At 72.2% G+C, this 19,397-nt stretch carries 18 protein-coding genes and 1 tRNA gene; 13 read left to right on the forward strand and 6 right to left on the reverse strand.

What is annotated here, in order from left to right; all coding sequences use genetic code 11:
- The 4 genes from ACZ5CZ_RS22615 to ACZ5CZ_RS22630 form a co-directional block, all read right to left on the reverse strand.
- A partial coding sequence (locus ACZ5CZ_RS22615) for a 2-oxoacid:acceptor oxidoreductase subunit alpha (protein WP_468945437.1) occupies positions 1-1,553 on the reverse strand: 1,553 nt, incomplete at its 3' end.
- Between the two features lie 298 nt (positions 1,554-1,851).
- The gene (locus tag ACZ5CZ_RS22620) at positions 1,852-2,511 is read right to left on the reverse strand and encodes a LuxR C-terminal-related transcriptional regulator (RefSeq protein ID WP_467546203.1); all 660 of its coding nucleotides are present in this window, start codon (positions 2,509-2,511) and stop codon (positions 1,852-1,854) included.
- Between the two features lie 137 nt (positions 2,512-2,648).
- A complete protein-coding gene (locus ACZ5CZ_RS22625) occupies positions 2,649-4,034 on the reverse strand; it encodes a sensor histidine kinase (protein WP_468945441.1) in 1,386 nt (461 codons plus the stop codon).
- Positions 4,035-4,171: 137 nt separating this feature from the next.
- Positions 4,172-5,362: a sensor histidine kinase gene (locus ACZ5CZ_RS22630; RefSeq protein WP_468945444.1), complete on the reverse strand. Its 1,191-nt coding sequence runs from the start codon at positions 5,360-5,362 to the stop codon at positions 4,172-4,174.
- A 275-nt stretch (positions 5,363-5,637) separates the two neighbouring features.
- Between ACZ5CZ_RS22630 and ACZ5CZ_RS22635 the strand changes: the two genes are divergently transcribed.
- The 12 genes from ACZ5CZ_RS22635 to ACZ5CZ_RS22690 all read left to right on the forward strand — a co-directional run bounded on the left by ACZ5CZ_RS22635 (position 5,638) and on the right by ACZ5CZ_RS22690 (position 17,166).
- Positions 5,638-6,057: an NADH-quinone oxidoreductase subunit A gene (locus ACZ5CZ_RS22635; RefSeq protein WP_385843311.1), complete on the forward strand. Its 420-nt coding sequence runs from the start codon at positions 5,638-5,640 to the stop codon at positions 6,055-6,057.
- The gene (locus tag ACZ5CZ_RS22640; RefSeq protein WP_385843312.1) at positions 6,048-6,641 is read left to right on the forward strand and encodes an NADH-quinone oxidoreductase subunit B; all 594 of its coding nucleotides are present in this window, start codon (positions 6,048-6,050) and stop codon (positions 6,639-6,641) included. The genes ACZ5CZ_RS22635 and ACZ5CZ_RS22640 overlap by 10 nt, the downstream gene beginning before the upstream one ends.
- Positions 6,638-8,095 (forward strand): NADH-quinone oxidoreductase subunit C, encoded by a 1,458-nt coding sequence (locus tag ACZ5CZ_RS22645; RefSeq protein ID WP_468945448.1) that lies wholly within the window; start codon positions 6,638-6,640, stop codon positions 8,093-8,095. Before ACZ5CZ_RS22640 ends, ACZ5CZ_RS22645 begins: the two co-directional genes overlap by 4 nt.
- Positions 8,092-9,060: a complex I subunit 1/NuoH family protein gene (locus ACZ5CZ_RS22650; protein ID WP_385843314.1), complete on the forward strand. Its 969-nt coding sequence runs from the start codon at positions 8,092-8,094 to the stop codon at positions 9,058-9,060. The genes ACZ5CZ_RS22645 and ACZ5CZ_RS22650 overlap by 4 nt, the downstream gene beginning before the upstream one ends.
- Positions 9,061-9,062: 2 nt before the next feature.
- A complete protein-coding gene (locus ACZ5CZ_RS22655) occupies positions 9,063-9,614 on the forward strand; it encodes a NuoI/complex I 23 kDa subunit family protein (protein ID WP_385843315.1) in 552 nt (183 codons plus the stop codon).
- Entirely contained in the window at positions 9,611-10,252 is a 642-nt protein-coding gene (locus tag ACZ5CZ_RS22660) for an NADH-quinone oxidoreductase subunit J family protein (RefSeq protein WP_385843316.1), read from the forward strand. Before ACZ5CZ_RS22655 ends, ACZ5CZ_RS22660 begins: the two co-directional genes overlap by 4 nt.
- The gene (nuoK, locus tag ACZ5CZ_RS22665; RefSeq protein WP_385843317.1) at positions 10,252-10,626 is read left to right on the forward strand and encodes an NADH-quinone oxidoreductase subunit NuoK; all 375 of its coding nucleotides are present in this window, start codon (positions 10,252-10,254) and stop codon (positions 10,624-10,626) included. The genes ACZ5CZ_RS22660 and nuoK overlap by 1 nt, the downstream gene beginning before the upstream one ends.
- Positions 10,623-12,617: an NADH-quinone oxidoreductase subunit 5 family protein gene (locus tag ACZ5CZ_RS22670; protein WP_468945457.1), complete on the forward strand. Its 1,995-nt coding sequence runs from the start codon at positions 10,623-10,625 to the stop codon at positions 12,615-12,617. The genes nuoK and ACZ5CZ_RS22670 overlap by 4 nt, the downstream gene beginning before the upstream one ends.
- 6 nt (positions 12,618-12,623) lie before the next feature.
- Entirely contained in the window at positions 12,624-14,198 is a 1,575-nt protein-coding gene (locus tag ACZ5CZ_RS22675) for an NADH-quinone oxidoreductase subunit M (protein ID WP_385843319.1), read from the forward strand.
- Positions 14,195-15,718, forward strand: coding sequence for an NADH-quinone oxidoreductase subunit N (locus ACZ5CZ_RS22680; protein WP_468945462.1), 1,524 nt, complete (start codon positions 14,195-14,197; stop codon positions 15,716-15,718). Before ACZ5CZ_RS22675 ends, ACZ5CZ_RS22680 begins: the two co-directional genes overlap by 4 nt.
- Positions 15,719-15,916: 198 nt before the next feature.
- Positions 15,917-16,780, forward strand: coding sequence for a zinc metalloprotease HtpX (gene htpX, locus ACZ5CZ_RS22685; protein ID WP_385843321.1), 864 nt, complete (start codon positions 15,917-15,919; stop codon positions 16,778-16,780).
- Positions 16,777-17,166 carry a YccF domain-containing protein gene (locus tag ACZ5CZ_RS22690; protein WP_385843322.1) on the forward strand — a complete coding sequence of 130 codons (390 nt, stop codon included), beginning with the start codon at positions 16,777-16,779 and terminating at the stop codon, positions 17,164-17,166. The genes htpX and ACZ5CZ_RS22690 overlap by 4 nt, the downstream gene beginning before the upstream one ends.
- 7 nt (positions 17,167-17,173) lie before the next feature.
- On the opposite strand, the gene ACZ5CZ_RS22695 is transcribed toward ACZ5CZ_RS22690, so the two are convergent.
- Both ACZ5CZ_RS22695 and ACZ5CZ_RS22700 read right to left on the reverse strand, forming a co-directional pair.
- The gene (locus tag ACZ5CZ_RS22695; RefSeq protein ID WP_468945467.1) at positions 17,174-18,427 is read right to left on the reverse strand and encodes an APC family permease; all 1,254 of its coding nucleotides are present in this window, start codon (positions 18,425-18,427) and stop codon (positions 17,174-17,176) included.
- Between the two features lie 95 nt (positions 18,428-18,522).
- Entirely contained in the window at positions 18,523-19,014 is a 492-nt protein-coding gene (locus ACZ5CZ_RS22700) for a YajQ family cyclic di-GMP-binding protein (RefSeq protein WP_385843324.1), read from the reverse strand.
- 225 nt (positions 19,015-19,239) lie between these two features.
- Between ACZ5CZ_RS22700 and ACZ5CZ_RS22705 the strand changes: the two genes are divergently transcribed.
- Positions 19,240-19,321, forward strand: a tRNA-Tyr gene (locus ACZ5CZ_RS22705).
- The last annotated feature ends 76 nt before the right edge of the window (positions 19,322-19,397 follow it).

Genomic DNA, 19,397 nt, shown 5'->3' on the forward strand with positions numbered 1-19,397 from the left:
ACCATGAGGTCGTGGTTGGCCGGGTCGTAGGAGATGTTGCCGGTGCCGTCCTGTTTCTCGATGCCGCCGATGCGGTGTTCCAGGCCGGGGGTGCCGGGGATCGCCCACGGCCTGGCGAGGGTGTGGGGGTCGCGTTTGTAGGGCCAGAAGACTTCGGTGCCGTCGGCGAGGGTGTGGTTGGGGGTGGTGGCGAACTGCACGCGCAGGTCGGGCAGTTCGGTCAGGTCGGGGATGCGCCAGGGCTCGGATCCGTTGGCCAGGTATCCGTCGGACAGGAGCATGACGGGGGTGCGGTAGGTCAGCGCGATCCGGGCGGCTTCCAGGGCGGCGTCGAAGCAGTCCGCCGGGGTCTGTGGGGCGATGACGGGGACGGGGGCTTCGCCGTTGCGGCCGAACATGGCCTGGAGCAGGTCGGCCTGTTCGGTCTTGGTGGGCAGGCCGGTGGAGGGCCCGCCGCGCTGGATGTCCACCACCAAAAGCGGCAGTTCCAGGGAGACCGCCAGCCCGATCGTCTCCGACTTCAAGGCCACGCCGGGGCCGGAGGTGGTGGTGACGGCGAGGGAGCCGCCGAAGGCGGCGCCGAGGGCGGCGCCGATGCCGGCGATCTCGTCCTCGGCCTGGAAGGTGCGCACGCCGAAGTTCTTGTGCTTGGACAGTTCGTGGAGGATGTCGGAGGCGGGGGTGATGGGGTAGGAGCCGAGGTAGAGGGGCAGGTCGGCCTGGCGGGAGGCGGTGATCAGGCCGTAGGCCAGGGCGAGGTTGCCGGAGATGTTGCGGTAGGTGCCCACGGGGAAGGCGGTGGTGGCGGGGGCGACCTCGTAGGAGACGGCGAAGTCCTCGGTGGTCTCGCCGAAGTTCCAGCCCGCGCGGAACGCGGCGATGTTCGCCGCCATGATCTGAGGCTTCTTCGCGAATTTCTGCCGCAGGAAGGTCTCGGTGCCCTCGGTGGGCCGGTGGTACATCCAGGAGAGCAGGCCGAGCGCGAACATGTTCTTGCTGCGTTCGGCTTCCTTGCGGGACAGGTCGAAGTCCTTGAGCGCTTCCACCGTGAGGGTGGTCAGGGGCACGGGGTGGAGGTGGTAGCCGTCCAGGGAGCCGTCCTGGAGCGGGTCGGCGCTGTAGCCGACCTTTTGCAGCGCGCGGGGAGTGAACTCGTCGGTGTTGACGATGATCTCCGCGCCGCGGGGCAGGTCGCCGGTGTTGGCCTTGAGTGCGGCCGGGTTCATCGCGACGAGCACGTTCGGGGCGTCGCCGGGGGTGAGGATGTCGTGGTCGGCGAAGTGCAGCTGGAAGCTGGAGACACCGGGCAGGGTGCCGGCGGGGGCGCGGATCTCGGCGGGAAAGTTCGGCAGGGTGGAAAGGTCGTTGCCGAAAGAAGCGGTCTCCGAGGTGAACCGGTCACCGGTGAGCTGCATACCGTCACCCGAGTCCCCCGCGAACCGGATGATCACCCGGTCCAGACGCCGCACGTCCTTCGCGCCGCCGGGCTTCCGCTGCTCTCCGACGACCGTTCCGTCGGTCTGCTCCGTTGGGCTGCTGACCTGGCTGGTCACTGAACTGGACCTCCTTCGAGGCGGCTGTCCGTGGGTGGTCGTACCACGGACCATCCCTGGATCAACCCTACGTCGGTTAGGGTCGCCTTCCCGAGCCGATCCGAAGATTGGGCGGCGTTTCGGGATGGCCTGTCGCGCTGCTTCTCACTGTCCCTCACCGGGGGCCCGCGCCGCTGAAATTCCGATCAAGAATCCGTCGCGCGTTCCCCCGTCGTGCCCCGGCCTCTGTGGTCCGGCACGTTTCCGTGCGTCTTTCCGTGCGTCCTCTTCGGCCGAGTACCCGGGTGACGGTGAGAGTTCAGGAGTTCAGATACGTCAGAACGGCCAGAACCCGCCGGTGGTCGCCGTCGCTCGGAGCCAGCCCCAGCTTCGAGAAGATGTTACTGACGTGTTTTTCCACGGCGCCGTCGCTGACCACAAGCTGCCGGGCGATCGCCGAGTTCGTACGGCCCTCGGCCATCAGACCGAGCACCTCGCGCTCCCGCGGGGTGAGCCCCGCCAGCACGTCCTGCTTGCGGCTGCGGCCCAGCAACTGCGCGACGACCTCCGGGTCGAGCGCCGTACCGCCCTCGGCGACCCGCACCACCGCGTCCACGAACTCGCGGACCTCCGCGACCCGGTCCTTCAGCAGATAGCCCACGCCCCGGCTGGAACCGGCCAGCAGCTCGGTGGCGTAGCGCTCCTCCACGTACTGCGAGAGCACCAGCACCCCGAGTCCCGGATGCGTCCTGCGCAGCTGTACGGCGGCCCGGACGCCTTCGTCGGTGTGGGTCGGCGGCATCCGTACGTCCGCCACCACGACGTCCGGCACCTCGCCCTGCGCGTCCAGGTCGGCGATGGTCTTGAGCAGCGCCTCGGCGTCCCCGACACCGGCCACCACCTCGTGCCCGCGGTCCGTCAGCAGCCGGGTCAGGCCCTCCCTGAGCAGCACCGAGTCCTCGGCGATGACGACCCGCACCCGCACCCTGTTCTCCACGATCCCCCGTCCCCCGCCGCCCGTGCCGGCGTCCTTCGCTGTCCGTTGCTGTCTGCGCGGGACCAGCATTCCACGGGGGCGGGGGGCGCCGCGCGGATCACATGGCGGTGCGCCAGGGCTCACAAGGCGGTGCGCCAGGGCAGTTCCGCGGTGACCCGGGTGGGGCCGCCCGCCGGGGAGTCGATCACGAGGATGCCGTCCACGGCCTTCAGCCGGCCGGCCAGCCCGGCCAGTCCCGAGCCGCCGGAGGCGTCCGCACCGCCCACCCCGTCATCGGTGACCTGGAGCATCAGCCGGTCCGCGGAGCGCCACACGTCCACCGTCGCGGACCGGGCCCCGCTGTGCTTGCTGATGTTCTGGAGCAGCTCGGAGACGGTGAAGTAGGCGATGCCCTCGATGGCCGGCGCCGGGCGGCCCGGCAGGTCCACCTCGACGGTCACCGGAACCGTGCAGCGGGCGGCGACCGAGGACAGCGCGGCGTCCAGGCCCCGGTCGGTGAGGACGGCCGGATGGATACCCCGGGCCAGATCGCGCAGCTCCTGGAGCGCGGTCTTCACCTCGCCGTGCGCCTCCTCCACCATCCGCGCCGCCGCCCGCGGGTCCTCCCGGAGCTTCTCCTTCGCCAGCCCCAGATCCATGGCGAGACCGACCAGCCGGGCCTGCGCCCCGTCGTGCAGATCCCGCTCGATGCGCCGCAGGTCGGCCGCCGCCGTGTCCACCACGACCCCCCGGTCCGACTCCAGCTCCACCACCCGCGCCGACAGCCGCGACGGCCCCAGCAGCCCGTGCACCAGCACCCGGTCCACGGTCGTCAGAGCCTGTACGAGCCACGGCGCGACCAGCGTGAACAGCAGTCCGACCAGCGCGGTCACGGTGATCTCGAAGGGGTTGTCGAGATAGATCCGGTGGTGCTCGTCGCCGTACAGCTGAAGGCCGCCCTGGCCGCCGTACATCGGGAAGGCCCAGCACCACAGCGGATACGTCAGCAGCGCCCAGCCGGTCGTCCAGAAGGTCACCGCCGCCGAGAAGGAGAACACCGCCCAGGGGAACTGCACCAGCGCGTACAGCAGCTGCCGCCAGGAGGTGCCGCTGCGCAGGACCGCGCCCATCCAGGCCGCCACGCTCCGCTTGCGCGGGCGCAGCGGCTCCGGCTCGGCCACGTCCAGCCGCAGCAGCCCGCGCGCCCGGGCCCGCTCCAGCGCGCCGAAGCCGCGGCAGCCGGCCAGCGCCGCCGCCAGCACCGGGACGCCCAGGAAGGTCACCAGCAGGCCCGCCCCGAGCGACACCATGGTCACCGCCCAGCTGAACAGGGCGATCGATACCGGCAGGCTCAGCAGGACATAGCCGAACTCGCGCCAGCTGCGTGCCTCCAGGGGGGTCCGGAGCGCGAGCGGCAGCCGGGGGCCGGAGCCGGTTCCGGTTCCGGTTCCGCTTCCGGTCCGGGTTCGGGTCCGTCCGAGGTCCCGGTACGGCTGTCCGTCCTCGTGCTGGTAGGTGCTGGGCATGGAATGTCGTCCCCGTCTCTCCTCGTCCGGCGGCGGTTCGGCCGTGTCCCCAGGATCGTGCGGCGCGGCGGGCCCGGGCCATGGAGACCGTCGGCGTCTCGGAAGGGGGGTTTTCCCCACCTCCCCTCCCCACTCCGCTACTCCGTGCGGTCCCGCCACGGCAGCTCCGCCGTGATCACCGTCGGGCCGCCGTCCGGTGAGTCGACCGCGAACAGGCCGTCCACCGCGCCGAGCCGGTCCGCCAGGCCCCGCATGCCGCTGCCGCCGTCCAGCCGGGCCCCGCCCCGGCCGTCGTCCCGGACCTGCATCAGCAGCCGGTCCGCGGAGCGCCACACGTCCACCGACGCGGACCGGGCCCCGCTGTGCTTGCTGATGTTCTGGAGCAGCTCGGAGACGGTGAAGTAGGCGATGCCCTCGATGGCCGGGGCCGGCCGGGCGGCCAGCTCCACGGTCACCCGCACCGGCACCGTGCAGCGGGCGGCGACCGAGGACAGCGCGGCGTCCAGACCCCGGTCGGTGAGGACCGCCGGATGGATGCCCCGCGCCAGATCGCGCAGCTCCTGGAGGGCCAGCTTCACTTCGCCGTGCGCCTCCGCCACCATCTCCGCGGCGGCGTCCGGATCCTCCAGCAGCTTCTCCTTGGCCAGGCCGAGCCCCATGGCCAGGTTGACCAGGCGGGCCTGCGCCCCGTCGTGCAGATCCCGCTCGATGCGCCGCAGGTCGGCCGCCGCCGTGTCCACCACGATCCCGCGGTCCGACTCCAGCTCGGCGATCCGCCGCTCCAGCTCGTCGGAGGGCGACAGCAGGCCGCGCACCATGGCCCGGTCCACGTTCGCCATCCCGCGCGCGAGGTACGGCAGCACCGGCCACAGCACGAACAGCGAGGTCAGGACCGTGCAGAAGGTGAGGATGCCCCAGGGCAGCCGGATCACGTCGTAGAGCAGGGTCCGCCAGCCCACCGGGTCCTTCAGCGCCAGCCACAGCCGCTGGACCGGACTCCCGGCCTTCGTCAGGGGCAGCGGCGTCGGCTCCTCCACGCGCACCCCGAGCAGCCACCGGGCCCGGGCCCGCTCCAGCTTGCCCAGCTGCCGGGAGCCGAGCAGACTGACCGCGAGCAGCGGCAGGCCGATCGCCGTGATGCTGAGGATCCCGCCGGTGACCACGACCGTGACCGCGTAAATGAAGCCGCACACCGTCACCGGCAGGTTCAGCAGGAGATGCGCGATCTCCTTCCAGGTGCGCGTGTCGTAGGCGAACCGGGGCGGCGGCGGGGCGGCGGGGCCGCCGTCGGTGCGATCGGCGCCGGTGGCGGAGCGGAGAACGGTCATGCCGGTCAGCGTGCCGTGTGCCGCGTCCTTCGCGCCATGCGGTATGCCGCCCTCCGCCGGTGGGGAAACCCCCACCCCGAACTCTCCCTAGGGCTTCCCCTGGGGGCTCCTCCGGCCCGCCCGGCCGTCTCACGCGGCCCGCCCGGCTGTCTCACGCCGTGACTGGCTGCTTACCGCTTCTTTATCAGGGCCTAGACTCCCGTCCGTACAGATCCCCGAATCAGCGCGTCACGGGGTTCACTAAAGTCACGAGGTCAGGGAGCGAGGGACGGACGGTGCGGGAGACGTTGGGGGACTCGACGAGCGCCGCGGCGAACGTCATCGCGGCCGGCTACTTCCGGTCCTACTCGGCCGTGGGACTGCTCGCCCTCGTCGGCGTGCTGTTCGTCGCGGTCGCCTTCGGTGCCGGCCGGCTGCTGCGCCCGGTCGTGCCGACACCCGAGAAACTGCTGACCTACGAGTGCGGCGTCGACCCCGTCGGCGAGGGCTGGGCCCACACCCAGGTCCGCTACTACGTCTACGCCTTCCTGTACGTGATCTTCGCGGTCGACTCGATCTTCCTGTTCCCCTGGGCGACGGTCTTCGCCGCCCCCGGCTACGGCGCGACGACCCTCGTGGAGATGTTCGTCTTCCTCGGCTTCCTCGCCGTCGGCCTGCTGTACGCATACAAGAAGGGCGTCCTGGCATGGACGTGAACCCGGATCCCGTTTACCTGCCGGAGCCCAAGCGGCTGGGCGCGCTCGCCAGGCTGGCCCCGGAGCCGATGAAGGTGGTCCTGAACTGGGGCCGCCGCTACTCGCTCTGGGTCTTCAACTTCGGCCTCGCCTGCTGCGCGATCGAGTTCATCGCCGCGTCGATGGCCCGCCACGACTTCATCCGGCTCGGCGTCATCCCGTTCGCCCCGGGTCCGCGCCAGGCCGACCTGATGGTGGTGTCCGGCACGGTGACGGACAAGATGGCCCCGGCCGTGAAGCGCCTGTACGAGCAGATGCCCGAGCCGAAGTACGTCATCTCCTTCGGCGCCTGCTCCAACTGCGGCGGCCCCTACTGGGACTCCTACTCGGTCACCAAGGGCGTCGACCAGATCATCCCGGTGGACGTGTACGTCCCCGGCTGCCCGCCCCGGCCCGAGGCGCTCCTCCAGGGCATCCTCAAGCTCCAGGAGAAGATCGCCCGCGAGTCCCTGGGCGAGCGGTACGGCACCCCCGCGGCCCGCCCCTCCGCGGCCGCCCTCCAGAGCGGCCTGGTGAAGCCGCCGGCCGGGGAGGGCTCCCGATGAGCGCGACCGGCTGGCTGCCCGCCCCCGCCGAGGAACTCTTCGGCCCGGACGCCACGGCCGAGGAGTCGTACGAGCTGCTGACCGTGGACGTCCCGCCGTCCTCCTGGCTCACCGCCTTGGAGACCGCCCGCACGACCCTGTCCTGCACCTACTTCGACTGGCTGAGCGCGGTCGACGAACCCGGCACGGGCTTCCGCGTCTCCGCGCACCTGGTCGCCCTGTCCCCGGTCCGCCGGCTGCTCGTCCGTACGACGGTCCCGCACACGGCGCCGGCCCTGCCGTCCGCCGTCGGCGTCTTCGCGGGCGCGGCCTGGCACGAGCGCGAGACCCACGAGATGTTCGGGGTGGTCTTCGAGGGCCACCCGAACGTCCGGGAGCATCTGCTGCTCCCCGAGAACTTCGAGGGCCACCCGCTGCGCAAGGACTTCGTCCTCGCCGCCCGGGTCGCCAAGGCCTGGCCCGGCGCCAAGGAGCCCGGCGAGTCCGACCACGGCGGCCCCAAGCGCCGCCAGATGCTGCCGCCCGGCGTCCCGGACCCGAACGAATGGGGCCCCCTCAAGGGCCAGCTGCCCCCGGCCCCGGCCCGCCCGGCGCGTCCGGCCCGCGCGGCGGGTGCGGCGGGCGCCGGGCGTGCGGCTGGTGCGGCGGGTGCCGCTGGTGCGGCGGCGCGCGCGGCCGGGGAGCGTCCGGTACGGCGCACCCGTACGGCGGCGGAGGGCTCGGCGAGCCAGACGCCCGAGGGGGCTGCCGCCGGTGCCGCCGGTACTGCCGGTGCCGATGTTGCCGGCACGCCGGAGGTGGCTGGTGCCGCTGCCCCCGCGCGTCCGCGTCGGGCGAGGACCGCGAGTCAGGGCTCGGTGAGCCAGACGGCGGCGTCCGGCGCCGAGGACGCGGCGGACCTCCGGCAGGCCGCCACCGAGGGCGACGCGACCCGGACCGCGGCAGCGGCCCCCCAGGAGGGACCCGCCGCCGAGGCCTCGGTCGCGCACGAGCCCGGCCCGGCACCGTCGGCCGCACCTCCGCGCCGCGCGCGCAGCGCCTCGCAGGGCTCCGCCTCCCAGCGCAGGCAGGCGGCGGAGCCGGCCCCCGCCGAGCCCACGGAGGGGGAGGGCACCGACCGTCCCGCCCGCCGGAGCCCGGCCCCGCGCAGCTCGGACGCCCCCTGGCACCACGCCCGCCCGGCCTTCGACGAGCCGGAGCCCGGCCCCGCCGGGGACGCCCCCGACAAGGCCCAGGAGTCCGCCCCCGACTCGGCCCAGGAGTCCGCCCCCGACTCGGCCCAGGCGTCCGCCCCCGACTCGGCCCAGGAGTCCGCCCCCGACAAGGCCCAGGAGTCCGCCCCCGACTCGGCCCCGGAATCCGCCCCCGACAAGGACCAGGCGTCCACCCCCGAGCCGGCCCCGGAGTCCGCCCCCGACCCCACCCCCGAAGACCCCGCAGGAGGCCCGCAGTGAACGGCGCGCTGGACGTCGCCCTGCGACTTCTGATCGTCTTCGTCGTCTTCCTCACCTTCCCGCTGATCGTCGGCCAGACCGAGCACAAGGTGATGGCCCATATGCAGGGCCGCCTCGGTCCGATGTACGCGGGCGGCTTCCACGGCTGGGCCCAGCTCGTCGCGGACGGCGTGAAGTTCGCGCAGAAGGAGGACATCGTCCCGGCCGGCGCCGACCGGCGGATCTTCCAGCTCGCCCCCGCCGTGGCGCTGCTGCCGTACCTCCTCGTGCTGCTCGCCATCCCGATCGGCCCGGGCGAGGGTGCCGTCGGCCAGGTCGTCGACGCGGGCGTGTTCTTCGTGCTCGCGGTGATGGGGGTCGGCGTGCTCGGCTCCCTCATGGCCGGCTGGGCCAGCGCGAACAAGTTCTCCCTGCTGGGCGGCCTGCGCACCGCCGCCCAGCTGCTCGCCTACGAACTGCCGATGCTGCTCGCCGCCGCCTCGGTCGCGATGGCGGCGGGCACCGTCTCACTGCCCGGCGTGCTGCACGCCTTCCACTGGTGGTGGGTGCCCTGGCAGCTCATCGGCGCCTTCGTCTTCTTCGTCGCCGGACTCGCCGAGCTGCAACGCCCGCCGTTCGACATGCCGGTGGCCGACTCGGAGATCATCTTCGGCGCCTACACCGAGTACACCGGTCTGCGCTTCGCCCTCTTCCTGCTCGCCGAGTACGCGGGGATCGTGGTCCTGTGCGGCCTGACCACCGTCCTCTTCCTGGGCGGCTGGCACGGCCCGTGGGGCGCCGACGGCCTTGGCTGGGTCTGGACCCTGCTGAAGACCGCGCTCCTCGCGTTCGTCGTCATCTGGCTCCGCGTGACCTATCCGCGGCTGCGCGAGGACCAGCTCCAGAAGCTGTCCTGGACCCTTCTCGTCCCCCTCTCACTCGTCCAGATCGCCCTCACCGGCATCGTCAAGGTGGTGATCGGCTAACCATGGCCCCCATCCCCGGCTCCGGCCTCGCCAAAGGCCTGGCCGTCACCCTGCGCACGATGACGAAGAAGACGGTCACCGAGCAGTACCCGGACACCTTGCCCGAGCTGCCGCCCCGCACCCGCGGTGTGATCGGCCTGTTCGAGGAGAACTGCACGGTCTGCATGCTGTGCGCCCGCGAGTGCCCGGACTGGTGCATCTACATCGACTCCCACAAGGAGACGGTCCCGCCCGCCACCCCGGGCGGCCGCGAGCGCAGCCGCAACGTCCTCGACCGGTTCGCGATCGACTTCTCGCTGTGCATGTACTGCGGTATCTGCATCGAGGTCTGTCCTTTCGACGCGTTGTTCTGGTCGCCGGAGTTCGAGTACGCCGAGACCGACATCCGCGAGCTGACCCATGAGCGGGACAAGCTCCGCGAGTGGATGTGGACCGTCCCGGCCCCGCCCGCCCTGGACCCCGCGGCGGAGGAGCCCAAGGAGATCGCCGCCGCCCGCAAGACCGCCGAGAAGCTGGCGGCGGCCCAGGCAGAACCCCAGGAGGGCGCCCCGTGAGCCCCGCCGCGACCGTGAGCCTCGCCGCGGCCCAGCCCGGCTTCCTGTCCCCGACCGGCGTCGAGATCGCCTTCGTCCTGGTCGGCCTGGCCACCTTCGGCGCCGCCCTCGTCACCGTGACCACCCGGCAGCTGGTGCACGCCGCCCTGTGGCTGGTGGTCGCGCTCGGCGGGCTCGCCGTGGAGTACCTGCTGCTCACGGCCGAGTTCATCGCCTGGGTGCAGGTCCTGATCTACGTCGGTTCCGTCGTCGTCCTCCTCCTGTTCGGTCTGATGCTCACCAAGGCCCCCATCGGCCGCTCCCCGGACGCCGACTCCGGCAACCGCTGGGCCGCCCTGACCGTCGCGGTGGCCGCCGCGGTCGCCCTGGTCTGGGTGGTCGTCGACGCCTTCCGCACCACCTGGATCAATCTGGACGGCCCGGCCGCGGGCAGCACCCGGGTCACCGGCGAGAGCCTGTTCCGGCACTGGGTGCTGCCCTTCGAGGCGCTGTCCGTGCTGCTCCTCGCGGCCCTGGTCGGCGCGATCGTGCTGTCCCGCAAGGCGAAGGCCGAGACGGCGGCCGGGACGACGGTCGGTGCGAACGGCACTGCCCCGTCCGGTGACTCCCCGTCCGGTGATCAGGAAGGCGCCCGCTGATGCACCTCGCCTACCCCGCCGTACTCTCCGCCCTCCTGTTCTGCACCGGCCTGTACGGCGTCCTCGCCCGCCGCAACGCGATCCTGGTCCTGATGTCGGTCGAGCTGATGCTCAACGCCGTCAACCTCAACCTGGTCGCCTTCGACGTCTGGCTCAGCCGGGCCGCCCGGGAGACCCTGCACTCCGGCCAGGCGCTGACCCTGTTCACCATCGCCATCGCCGCCGCCGAGATCGGCATCGGCCTGGCGATCGTGCTCGCCGTTTACCGCAACCGCGGCACCTCCGACATCGACAAGCTCCGCGACACCGCCGAGGGCCCCGGCACCGAGGGTCCCGGCACCTCCGCGGCCGAGAAGGCTGAGGCCACCGCGTGACCACGACCACTCTCGCCGTCCTCGTCCCCCTTCTGCCGTTCCTGGGTGCCGCGGCGGGCCTGCTGCTCGGCCGCACCGCCCCCGGCTTCGTCCGGCCGCTCGCCGTGCTGCCGCCGCTGGTCTCGCTCGTCCTGGCCGCCCTGGTCGCCGTCCACCAGGGCGGCGGCCGGGCCGTGGACGCCCACACGGAGCTGACCCCCACCGGCTCGGTGCCGATCGAGCTGGCCCTGCACATCGACGGCTTCGCCGCGCTCGTGGCGATCCTGGTCGCCTTCGTCGCGACCTGCGTGCAGATCTACTCGACGGGCTATCTGCGCGACGACCCGCGCTACCCCTCCTATGCCGCGCTCGTGTCCCTGTTCACCTCCGCGATGCTCCTGGTCGTCTACTCCGGCGACCTGATCGTGCTGCTGGTCGGCTGGGAAGTCATGGGCATCTGCTCCTACTTCCTGGTCGGCCACTACTGGGAGACCCCCGAGGCCCGCGCCGCCTCCCTGAAGGCCTTCCTCGTCACCAAGCTCGGTGACGTGCCGTTCCTGATCGGCCTGTTCGCCCTCGGCACCGCCGCCGGCTCCTTCCGCATCACCCGGGTCCTCGGCGCCGTCGCGAGCGGCCAGCTGCACCAGCCGACGCTGATCGCGCTGCTGCTGCTCGCGGGCGTGGCCGGCAAGTCGGCGCAGTTCCCGCTGCACACCTGGCTCCCGGACGCGATGGCGGGCCCGACGCCCGTCTCCGCGCTGATCCACGCCGCGACGATGGTCGCCGCCGGTGTCTACTTCGTCGCCCGGCTCCTTCCCGTCTTCGAGGCCTCCGCGGCCGCGATGATCGTCCTCGCCGTGATGGCCGCCGTGACCATGGCCGGCTCCGGTCTCGCCGCGCTCGCCCAGGACGACATCAAGCGCGTCCTCGCCTACTCGACGATCGGCCAGCTCGGCTACATGACCGGCGCCCTCGCCGCCGGCGACCGGGGTGCCGCGGTCTTCCACCTCCTGTCCCACGGCGCCTTCAAGGCGCTGCTCTTCCTCGCGGCCGGCGTGATCATCCACGCCGCCGGCACCAACTCGCTGGCCGCCATGTCCCGCATGCACGGCCTGCGCGACCGCATCCCGGACGCCTACTGGACGATGACCGTGGCGCTGCTCGCGCTCGCCGCGATCCCTCCCTTCAGCGGCTTCTTCTCCAAGGAGTCCGTCCTGGGCGCCGCCGAGCAGGCGGCCCACGGGCACACCGCCGGGGTGCCGGGCGCCGCCGGCTGGATCGTCCTCGTCGCGGGCCTGGTCACCGCCCTGCTGACCGCCGCGTACGCCGCCCGGCTGTGGCTGCTGGCCTTCCGCGGCCGGGGCGCCGAGGCCCCGGACCACGGCCGCCAGCCGCTGACCATGACCGTCGTCCTGTGGGTCCTCGCGGTGCCCTCCCTGGCCTTCGGCGGGCTCGCCTACCGCGCGCTGCCCGACTGGTTCGACGGCCGCGACCTCACCCCGACACTGCTCACCTCCATCCTCGGCACGGGCCTCGCCCTGGTCGGCGGACTGCTCGCCTACGGCGCCTGGCAGCGGACCAGCGGGCTCGCCGCCCGCGCCCCGCTCGGCGCGGTCGCCGCCCACCCGGAGGGCGACGCGGGCCTGGTCGAGGCCGAGGCCATCGCCACCCACGAGCCGGCCTACGGCGACATCGCCTACGCCCCCGACCCGGCGGACCCCGCACGGCTGCTGCTCGGCCCGCTGCACCGGCACGCGGCCGCCGGCTTCCACCTGGACGCGGTGTACACGGCGCTGTTCGTCCGCCCGGTCCAGGCCGGGGCGAGTCTCGTCCGGTTCCTCGACCGCGAGGTCGTCGACACCTACGTCCGCGGGGCCGCCGCCCTGCCCCGGCTGCTCGGGGCCGCGGTGCGGCGCGCGCAGACCGGCAATGTGCAGACCTATGTGAGCGCGCTGCTCGCCGGCACCGTCGTCCTGGCGGTCGCCGTCGTCCTCGTCGCCACGGGAGCGTGAGCAGGCGTGATCGATATCAACGAGTCCGTGATGCAGTTCCTTCTGGCATTCGTCGTCGTCGGCCCGCTCCTCGGCGCCGCCGCCGCTCTGCTCCCCGCCCCGCCCGGGCTGAAGGGGAAGTCGCCCGACCAGGCCGTGCTGCGGCACGGTGTCACCGTGACCGGCGTGATCCTCGCCGCCGCGATCGCCCTGGCGCTCGGCTTCGACCACGACCATCCGTCGAAGATGCAGGCCACGACCGACATCAGCTGGATCCCCGCACTCGATGTGCGGATCCACCTCGGCATCGACGGCATCTCCCTCCCCCTTCTGGTCCTGACCGCGCTGCTGACCTTCCTGTGCGCGCTGTACTCCTACTTCAAGCCGCCCACGGGCCCGTCCCCGAAGGCGTTCGTCGCGCTGCTGCTCCTGCTCGAGTCCGGCACCCTCGCGACCTTCGCCGTCCTCGATCTGCTGCTGTTCTTCCTGGCGTTCGAGACGGTGCTCATCCCGATGTACTTCCTCATCGCCCGCTGGGGCGGCGAGGGGCGGACCCGGGCCGCGTGGAAGTTCATCCTCTTCACGCTGCTCGGCTCCGTCGTCATGCTGCTCGGCCTGCTCCTGATCGGAATCAAGGCGGGCACCTTCGACATGGTGGCACTCGCCACTGACAACGGCCGGTCGCTGACCACGTCCGTGCAGGTCATCGCCGTTCTGGCGATCGGGATCGGGCTCGCGGTCAAGACCCCGATGTGGCCGCTGCACAGCTGGCTGCCCGACGCCCACACCGCCGCGCCGACCGTCGGCTCGGTCCTGCTGGCCGGTGTCCTGTTGAAGATGGGTACGTATGGGTTCGTCCGGATTCTGCTGCCGGTGGCGCCCGACGGCTTCCACACCTTCGCGCCGTACCTCGCGGCCTTCGCCGTGGTCGGGATCATCTACGGGTCCCTGGCCTGTCTCGCCCTGGCCAAGCGGGGCGCGAAGGGCGACCTGAAGCGGCTGATCGCCTACTCCTCCGTCGGCCACATGGGCTTCGTCCTGCTGGGCATCGCCACCATGACCCCGACCGGTGTGAACGGCGCCCTGTTCGCCAACATCGCCCACGGCCTCATCACCGGCCTCCTGTTCTTCCTGGTCGGCGCCCTCAAGGACCGCACCGGCAGCACCGACCTGGACACGCTGGCCGAGGAGTCGGGCGCCGCGCTGTACGGCAGGGCCCCGCGGCTCGGCGGGCTGCTCGCCTTCGGCGCGGTCGCCTCGCTCGGCCTCCCCGGGCTCGCCGGGTTCTGGGGCGAGATGCTGGCCCTGTTCGGCGCGTTCAAGCCCGCCGCCGACCTCAGCCGGCCCGCCTTCCTCACCTTCATGGCGATCGGCGCGTTCGGCACCCTGCTCACGGCCGCGTATATGCTGATCGTGGTCCGCCGCGTCTGCATGGGCGGCGCGGAGCGGGAGGTCCCGGCACTCGCCGACGTCCACGGGTACGAGTTCGCGGCCTGGACCCCGCTCGTCGCCCTCACCCTCGTCGCCGGACTCTGGCCCCGGGCCCTGCTCGGCCTGACCGACCCGGCCGTGCACCAGCTCCTCGCAGGAGGCACCCGATGAGCGCCCTGGCCCAGCCGCTGGCCGCCTCGGCGGTCCAGTCCGTCGACTGGCTCGCCATCGCCCCGCCCACCGTCGCCGCTGTCGTGGCGCTCGCCGTCCTCGTTGCCGACCTGTTCCTGCCCGAGGCCCGCAAGGCCGTCCTCGGCTGGGTCTCGGTCGCCGGACTGGCCGTGGCCGCGCTGCTGCTGCTGCCCCTCCTGCACGGCGACCGCAGCACCTTCTGCACCGGCGGCCACGCGCGCGCGTGCAGCTACACCGCCGACCACTTCACGCTCGTCATCCAGTTCCTGGTCCTCGGCGGCGCCCTGCTGGCCGCCCTGCTGTCCGTCACGAACCTCGCCGACGACCGGCGCCGCGTCCCCGCGGGCGAGTTCTGGTTCCTGCTGCTGTCCTCCGCCGCCGGTGCCGCCCTGCTGCCCGCCTCCCGCGACCTGGCCACCCTGGTCGTCGCGCTGGAGGTCGCCTCCCTGCCCGCCTTCGCGCTCGTCGGCATCCGGCACGGCGACAAGCGCTCCTCCGAGGCCGCGCTGAAGTTCTTCCTGTCCTCGGTCACCGCCACCGCGGTCAGCCTGATGGGCATCAGCTTCGTCTACGCCACCACCGGCACCCTCTACCTCACCCAGGTCGCCCAGCGGCTGCCGCACGTCGACGGACAGCTGCACACCCTCGCCCAGACCGGCGTCGTCCTCACCCTGGTCGGCTTCGCCTTCAAGACGGCAGCCGTGCCCTTCCACTTCTGGGTGCCCGACACCTATGTGGGCGCGCCGCTGCCCGTCGCCGCCTATCTGTCGGTCGTCGGCAAGGCGGTCGGCTTCTCCGGGCTGATCCTGGTCACCGTCGTCGCCTTCCCGTCGTACGCCGACGTCTGGGGGCCCGCGCTCGCCGCCCTGGCCGCGCTCACCATGACCGTCGGCAACCTCGGCGCCCTGCGCCAGCAGGCCACGCGCGCGTACAGCGCCGTACGGCTGCTCGCCTGGTCCTCCGTCGGCCAGGCCGGCTACCTGCTGGTGCCGATCGCCGCCGCCGGATACGCCAAGGACCCCCACAAGGCGGTCGGCTCCACCGTCGCGTACGCCCTGATGTACGCCGCCGTGAACCTCGGTGCCTTCGCGGTCGCCGCCGTGGTGGGCCGCGGCCGCGCGCTCAACCGGATCAGCGACTACCGCGGCCTGTACGCCACCAACCCGCTGACGGCGCTGCTGCTGGCCTTCTTCCTGCTCTGCCTGGCCGGGCTGCCGCCGGGCGTCATCGGCCTGTTCGCGAAGGTCACCGTCTTCTCGGCGGCCGTCGACGCGGGCCTCGGCTGGCTCGCCGTCGTCATGGCCGTCAACGTGGTGATCGCGCTGTTCTACTACCTCCAGTGGACGGCCCTGCTGTTCCGCGCGCCCGAGGGGGAGGCCGCCCGGCACCGCGTCCCGGCCCCGCTGACGGCCGCGATCGCCCTCACCGGCGTCCTCGGCGTCGTCCTGTCCGGAGCCCCCCAGCTGGTCCTGCGCTTCGCGGCCACCGGCCTGTTCTGAGCCGCCTCACCCGTACGGCCGAGCCACGGCACCGCCCGCACCAGGGAACTCGCGCCGCCCGCCTGGCGTTGACCATTGCGGGAGGGTCCACTGGAGTCGGCACCACGGCACCGGTGGGCCAAGGACACGAGCAACGCGACCCGAGCAAGCACATCCGCAGGCAGAGGGTCCCCTGCCGCACCACTTGGAGGGCGTACCGTGCACCGCCGGCACAACGGGCTCAGGACCGCAGTCCTCCTCGGGGGACTGTCGGCGCTCATCATCGTCATCGGCAGCTTCTTCGGACGCGCCGGACTGATCGTCGCGGTCCTCATCGCCCTCGGCACGAACGCGTACGCGTACTGGAACAGCGACAAGCTGGCGCTCCGCGCGATGCGCGCCCGCCCGGTCAGCGAGTTCGAGGCGCCGGCGCTCTACCGGATGGTGCGCGAGCTGTCCACACAGGCCCGCCAGCCCATGCCCCGGCTGTACATCTCCCCGACGGAGGCGCCCAACGCCTTCGCGACCGGCCGCAACCCGCGCAACGCGGCCGTGTGCTGCACCGAGGGCATCCTGCGCCTGCTGGACGAGCGCGAGCTGCGCGGCGTCATCGGCCACGAGCTGAGCCATGTCTACAACCGCGACATCCTCATCTCCTCGGTCGCCGGCGCCCTCGCCTCGGTGATCATGTTCCTGGTGAACTTCGCCTGGCTCATCCCGGTCGGCCGCTCGGACGACGACGACGGCCCCGGCCTGCTCGGCATGCTCCTGATCATGATCCTCGGCCCGCTCGCGGCCGGCCTCATCCAGCTGGCCATCAGCCGCTCCCGCGAGTACGAGGCGGACGCCTCGGGCGCCCAGCTCACCGGCGACCCGCTCGCCCTCGCCGGCGCCCTGCGCAAACTGGAGACGGGCACCCAGCAGCTTCCGCTGCCGCCAGAGCCCCGCATCGAGACCGCGAGCCACATGATGATCGCCAACCCGTTCCGCGCGGGTCAGGGGCTGTCGAAGATGTTCTCCACGCACCCGCCGATGGCGGACCGCATCGCCCGGCTCGAGAAAATGGCAGGTGGTTACCAGTGAAGACCATCCTGAACCTCATCTGGCTCGTCCTGAGCGGCTTCTGGCTCTTCCTCGGCTATCTCCTCGCCGGTGTCCTGCTGTGCATCACGGTCATCGGCATCCCCTTCGGCATAGCCGCCTTCCGCATCGGCGTCTACGCCCTGTGGCCCTTCGGGTACACCACGGTCGAACGCCGGGACGCGGGCGCCCCGTCCTGCCTGGGCAACGTCCTGTGGCTGGTCCTGGCCGGCTGGTGGCTGGCGCTCACCCACATCGTCACCGGCATCGCCCTGTGCATCACGGTCATCGGCATCCCGTTCGGCATCGCCAACTTCAAGCTGATCCCGGTCTCGCTGCTGCCGCTGGGCCGCGACATCGTCCGCACGGACCAGCCGTTCGCGGGCTGAGGACGCGTCAGCGCCCGCGCCGGCCCGCCCGCCACCGCCGTACGCCGTAGGCCGCCGCACCCAGCGCCAGCACACCCGCGCCGACGGCCACCGAGACCGTCGGCAGGGCGAACGCCAGCGTGGCGCAGCCCAGCAGCCCCGCCACCGGAACCACCCGGGACGCCGGGGCCGGACTCAGCGTCCACACGGAGGCGTTGGCGACCGCGTAGTAGGCCAGCACCCCGAAGGAGGAGAAGCCGATCGCGCCGCGCACGTCCACCGTCGCGGCCAGTACGGCGACCACCGCGCCCACCGCCAACTCCGCCCGGTACGGCACCTGGAAACGCGGATGTACGGCTGCCAGCGCGCCCGGCAGATGCCCGTCCCGGGCCATGGCGAGCGTCGTACGGGACACGCCCAGGATCAGCGCCAGCAGCGAACCCAGCGCCGCCACCGCCGCCCCCGCCCGCACCACCGGCACGAGCCCCGGAACCCCGGCCGCGCGCACCGCGTCGGCCAGCGGCGCCGACGCCTGCCCGAGCCGTCCCGCGCCGAGGACGCCGAGCACCGCGACGGCCACGCACGCGTACACCACCAGGGCGATCCCCAGGGCCAGCGGAATCGCGCGCGGGATGGTGCGCGCCGGATCCCGCACCTCCTCGCCGAGGGTTGCGATCCGCGCGTACCCGGCGAACGCGAAGAACAGCAGCCCGGCCGCCTGGAGCACCCCGCCGGCTCCGGACGACAGCCCGATGTCCAGCCGCCCCGCGTCCGCCTGCCCGGAGGCCAGGCAGACGGCCACCACGGCGGCGAGAACCGCCAGCACCACGGCCACGATCACGCGCGTCAGCCACGCAGACTTCTGGATGCCGCCGTAGTTCACGGCGGTCAGCGCGACCACGGCCGCGACCGCCACCGCGTGCGCCTGCCCCGGCCACACATAGCTGCCCACCGTGAGCGCCATGGCCGCGCAGGAGGCCGTCTTGCCGACCACGAACCCCCAGCCGGCGAGATAGCCCCAGAAGGCACCGAGCCGTTCCCGCCCGTACACATAGGTCCCGCCGGAGGCCGGATAGCGGGCGGCGAGCCGGGCCGAGGACATCGCGTTGCAGTAGGCCACCACGGCCGCGACCGCGAGCGCGGGCAGCAGGCCCGAACCGGCCGCGTGCGCGGCCGGCCCGAACGCGGAGAAGACCCCGGCGCCGATCATCGAGCCGAGGCCGACGACGACGGCGTCGCGCAGGCCCAGGGTGCGGCGCAGGCCGTTCTCGGTCGCTGACATGGCCTGCACCCTACTGAGCGGCGCAACCGGCCGGAGCAGGAGGAGGGCGCCCACCCGGACCGGGGCGGCCGCCCTTGCCGAACCGGCGGCGTCGGCTAGCGGTAGTTCACGAACTGAAGCGCGAAGTCGAAGTCCTTGCCCTTCAGCAGGGCGATCACGGTCTGGAGGTCGTCACGGCTCTTGGAGCTGACCCGCAGCTCATCGCCCTGGACCTGCGCCTTGACGCCCTTGGGGCCCTCATCGCGGATGATCTTCGCCACCTTCTTCGCGTTGTCCTGGGAGATGCCCTCCTGGAGCGACGCGAAGATCTTGTACTCCTTGCCGGAGACCTGGGGCTCGCCCGCATCCAGCGCCTTCAGCGAGATACCGCGCTTGATCAGCTTGGACTGGAAGACGTCGAGGACCGCCTTGACCCGCTCCTCGGAGTTCGCCTGCATCAGGATCTTGTCGCCTTCGACCCAGGCGATCGAGGCGCCCACGCCCTTGAAGTCGTAGCGCTGCGAGACCTCCTTGGCGGCCTGGTTGAGGGCGTTGTCGACCTCCTGCCGCTCGACCTTCGAGACGATGTCGAAACTGGAGTCGGCCATGTCCTGTGGCTCCTTGTATCGGGGTGTGTATCGGGTGCGGTCCGGCGTGCGCGGCGGCAGTCGCCGAGCCCGGCGACATGCCGGTCCGCATCCGCACCAGCCTAGCCACCCCGCGACCCGTGAGGCGGAGATCAACCGGGTGGCGAAGCACCCCTCTGCATCGGGTATTGTTTACGTCGTTGCCGGGGAACACCGCGAAAGCGGGTTCGACTGGCAGCAAAACCCGGCGGTGTGCCCGAGCGGCCAAAGGGAGCAGACTGTAAATCTGCCGGCTCAGCCTTCCCAGGTTCGAATCCTGGCGCCGCCACACGGGAACAAAGGCCCCGTGACCTGCGAGAGCAGGTCACGGGGCCTTTGTCGTTGTCCGTGTCCGGAGTTGGATC

This window comes from Streptomyces sp. NPDC031418, assembly GCF_055581605.1.

Excerpts from the sequence above, each read along its gene's own strand:
- ACZ5CZ_RS22625 (WP_468945441.1), bottom strand. The coding sequence starts at position 4,034 with ATGCCCAGCACCTACCAGCACGAGGACGGACAGCCGTACCGGGACCTC.
- ACZ5CZ_RS22630 (WP_468945444.1), bottom strand. The coding sequence starts at position 5,362 with ATGACCGTTCTCCGCTCCGCCACCGGCGCCGATCGCACCGACGGCGGC.
- ACZ5CZ_RS22640 (WP_385843312.1), top strand. The coding sequence starts at position 6,048 with ATGGACGTGAACCCGGATCCCGTTTACCTGCCGGAGCCCAAGCGGCTG.
- ACZ5CZ_RS22645 (WP_468945448.1), top strand. The coding sequence starts at position 6,638 with ATGAGCGCGACCGGCTGGCTGCCCGCCCCCGCCGAGGAACTCTTCGGC.
- ACZ5CZ_RS22655 (WP_385843315.1), top strand. The coding sequence starts at position 9,063 with ATGGCCCCCATCCCCGGCTCCGGCCTCGCCAAAGGCCTGGCCGTCACC.
- nuoK (WP_385843317.1), top strand. The coding sequence starts at position 10,252 with ATGCACCTCGCCTACCCCGCCGTACTCTCCGCCCTCCTGTTCTGCACC.
- ACZ5CZ_RS22680 (WP_468945462.1), top strand. The coding sequence starts at position 14,195 with ATGAGCGCCCTGGCCCAGCCGCTGGCCGCCTCGGCGGTCCAGTCCGTC.
- ACZ5CZ_RS22695 (WP_468945467.1), bottom strand. The coding sequence starts at position 18,427 with ATGTCAGCGACCGAGAACGGCCTGCGCCGCACCCTGGGCCTGCGCGAC.
- ACZ5CZ_RS22700 (WP_385843324.1), bottom strand. The coding sequence starts at position 19,014 with ATGGCCGACTCCAGTTTCGACATCGTCTCGAAGGTCGAGCGGCAGGAG.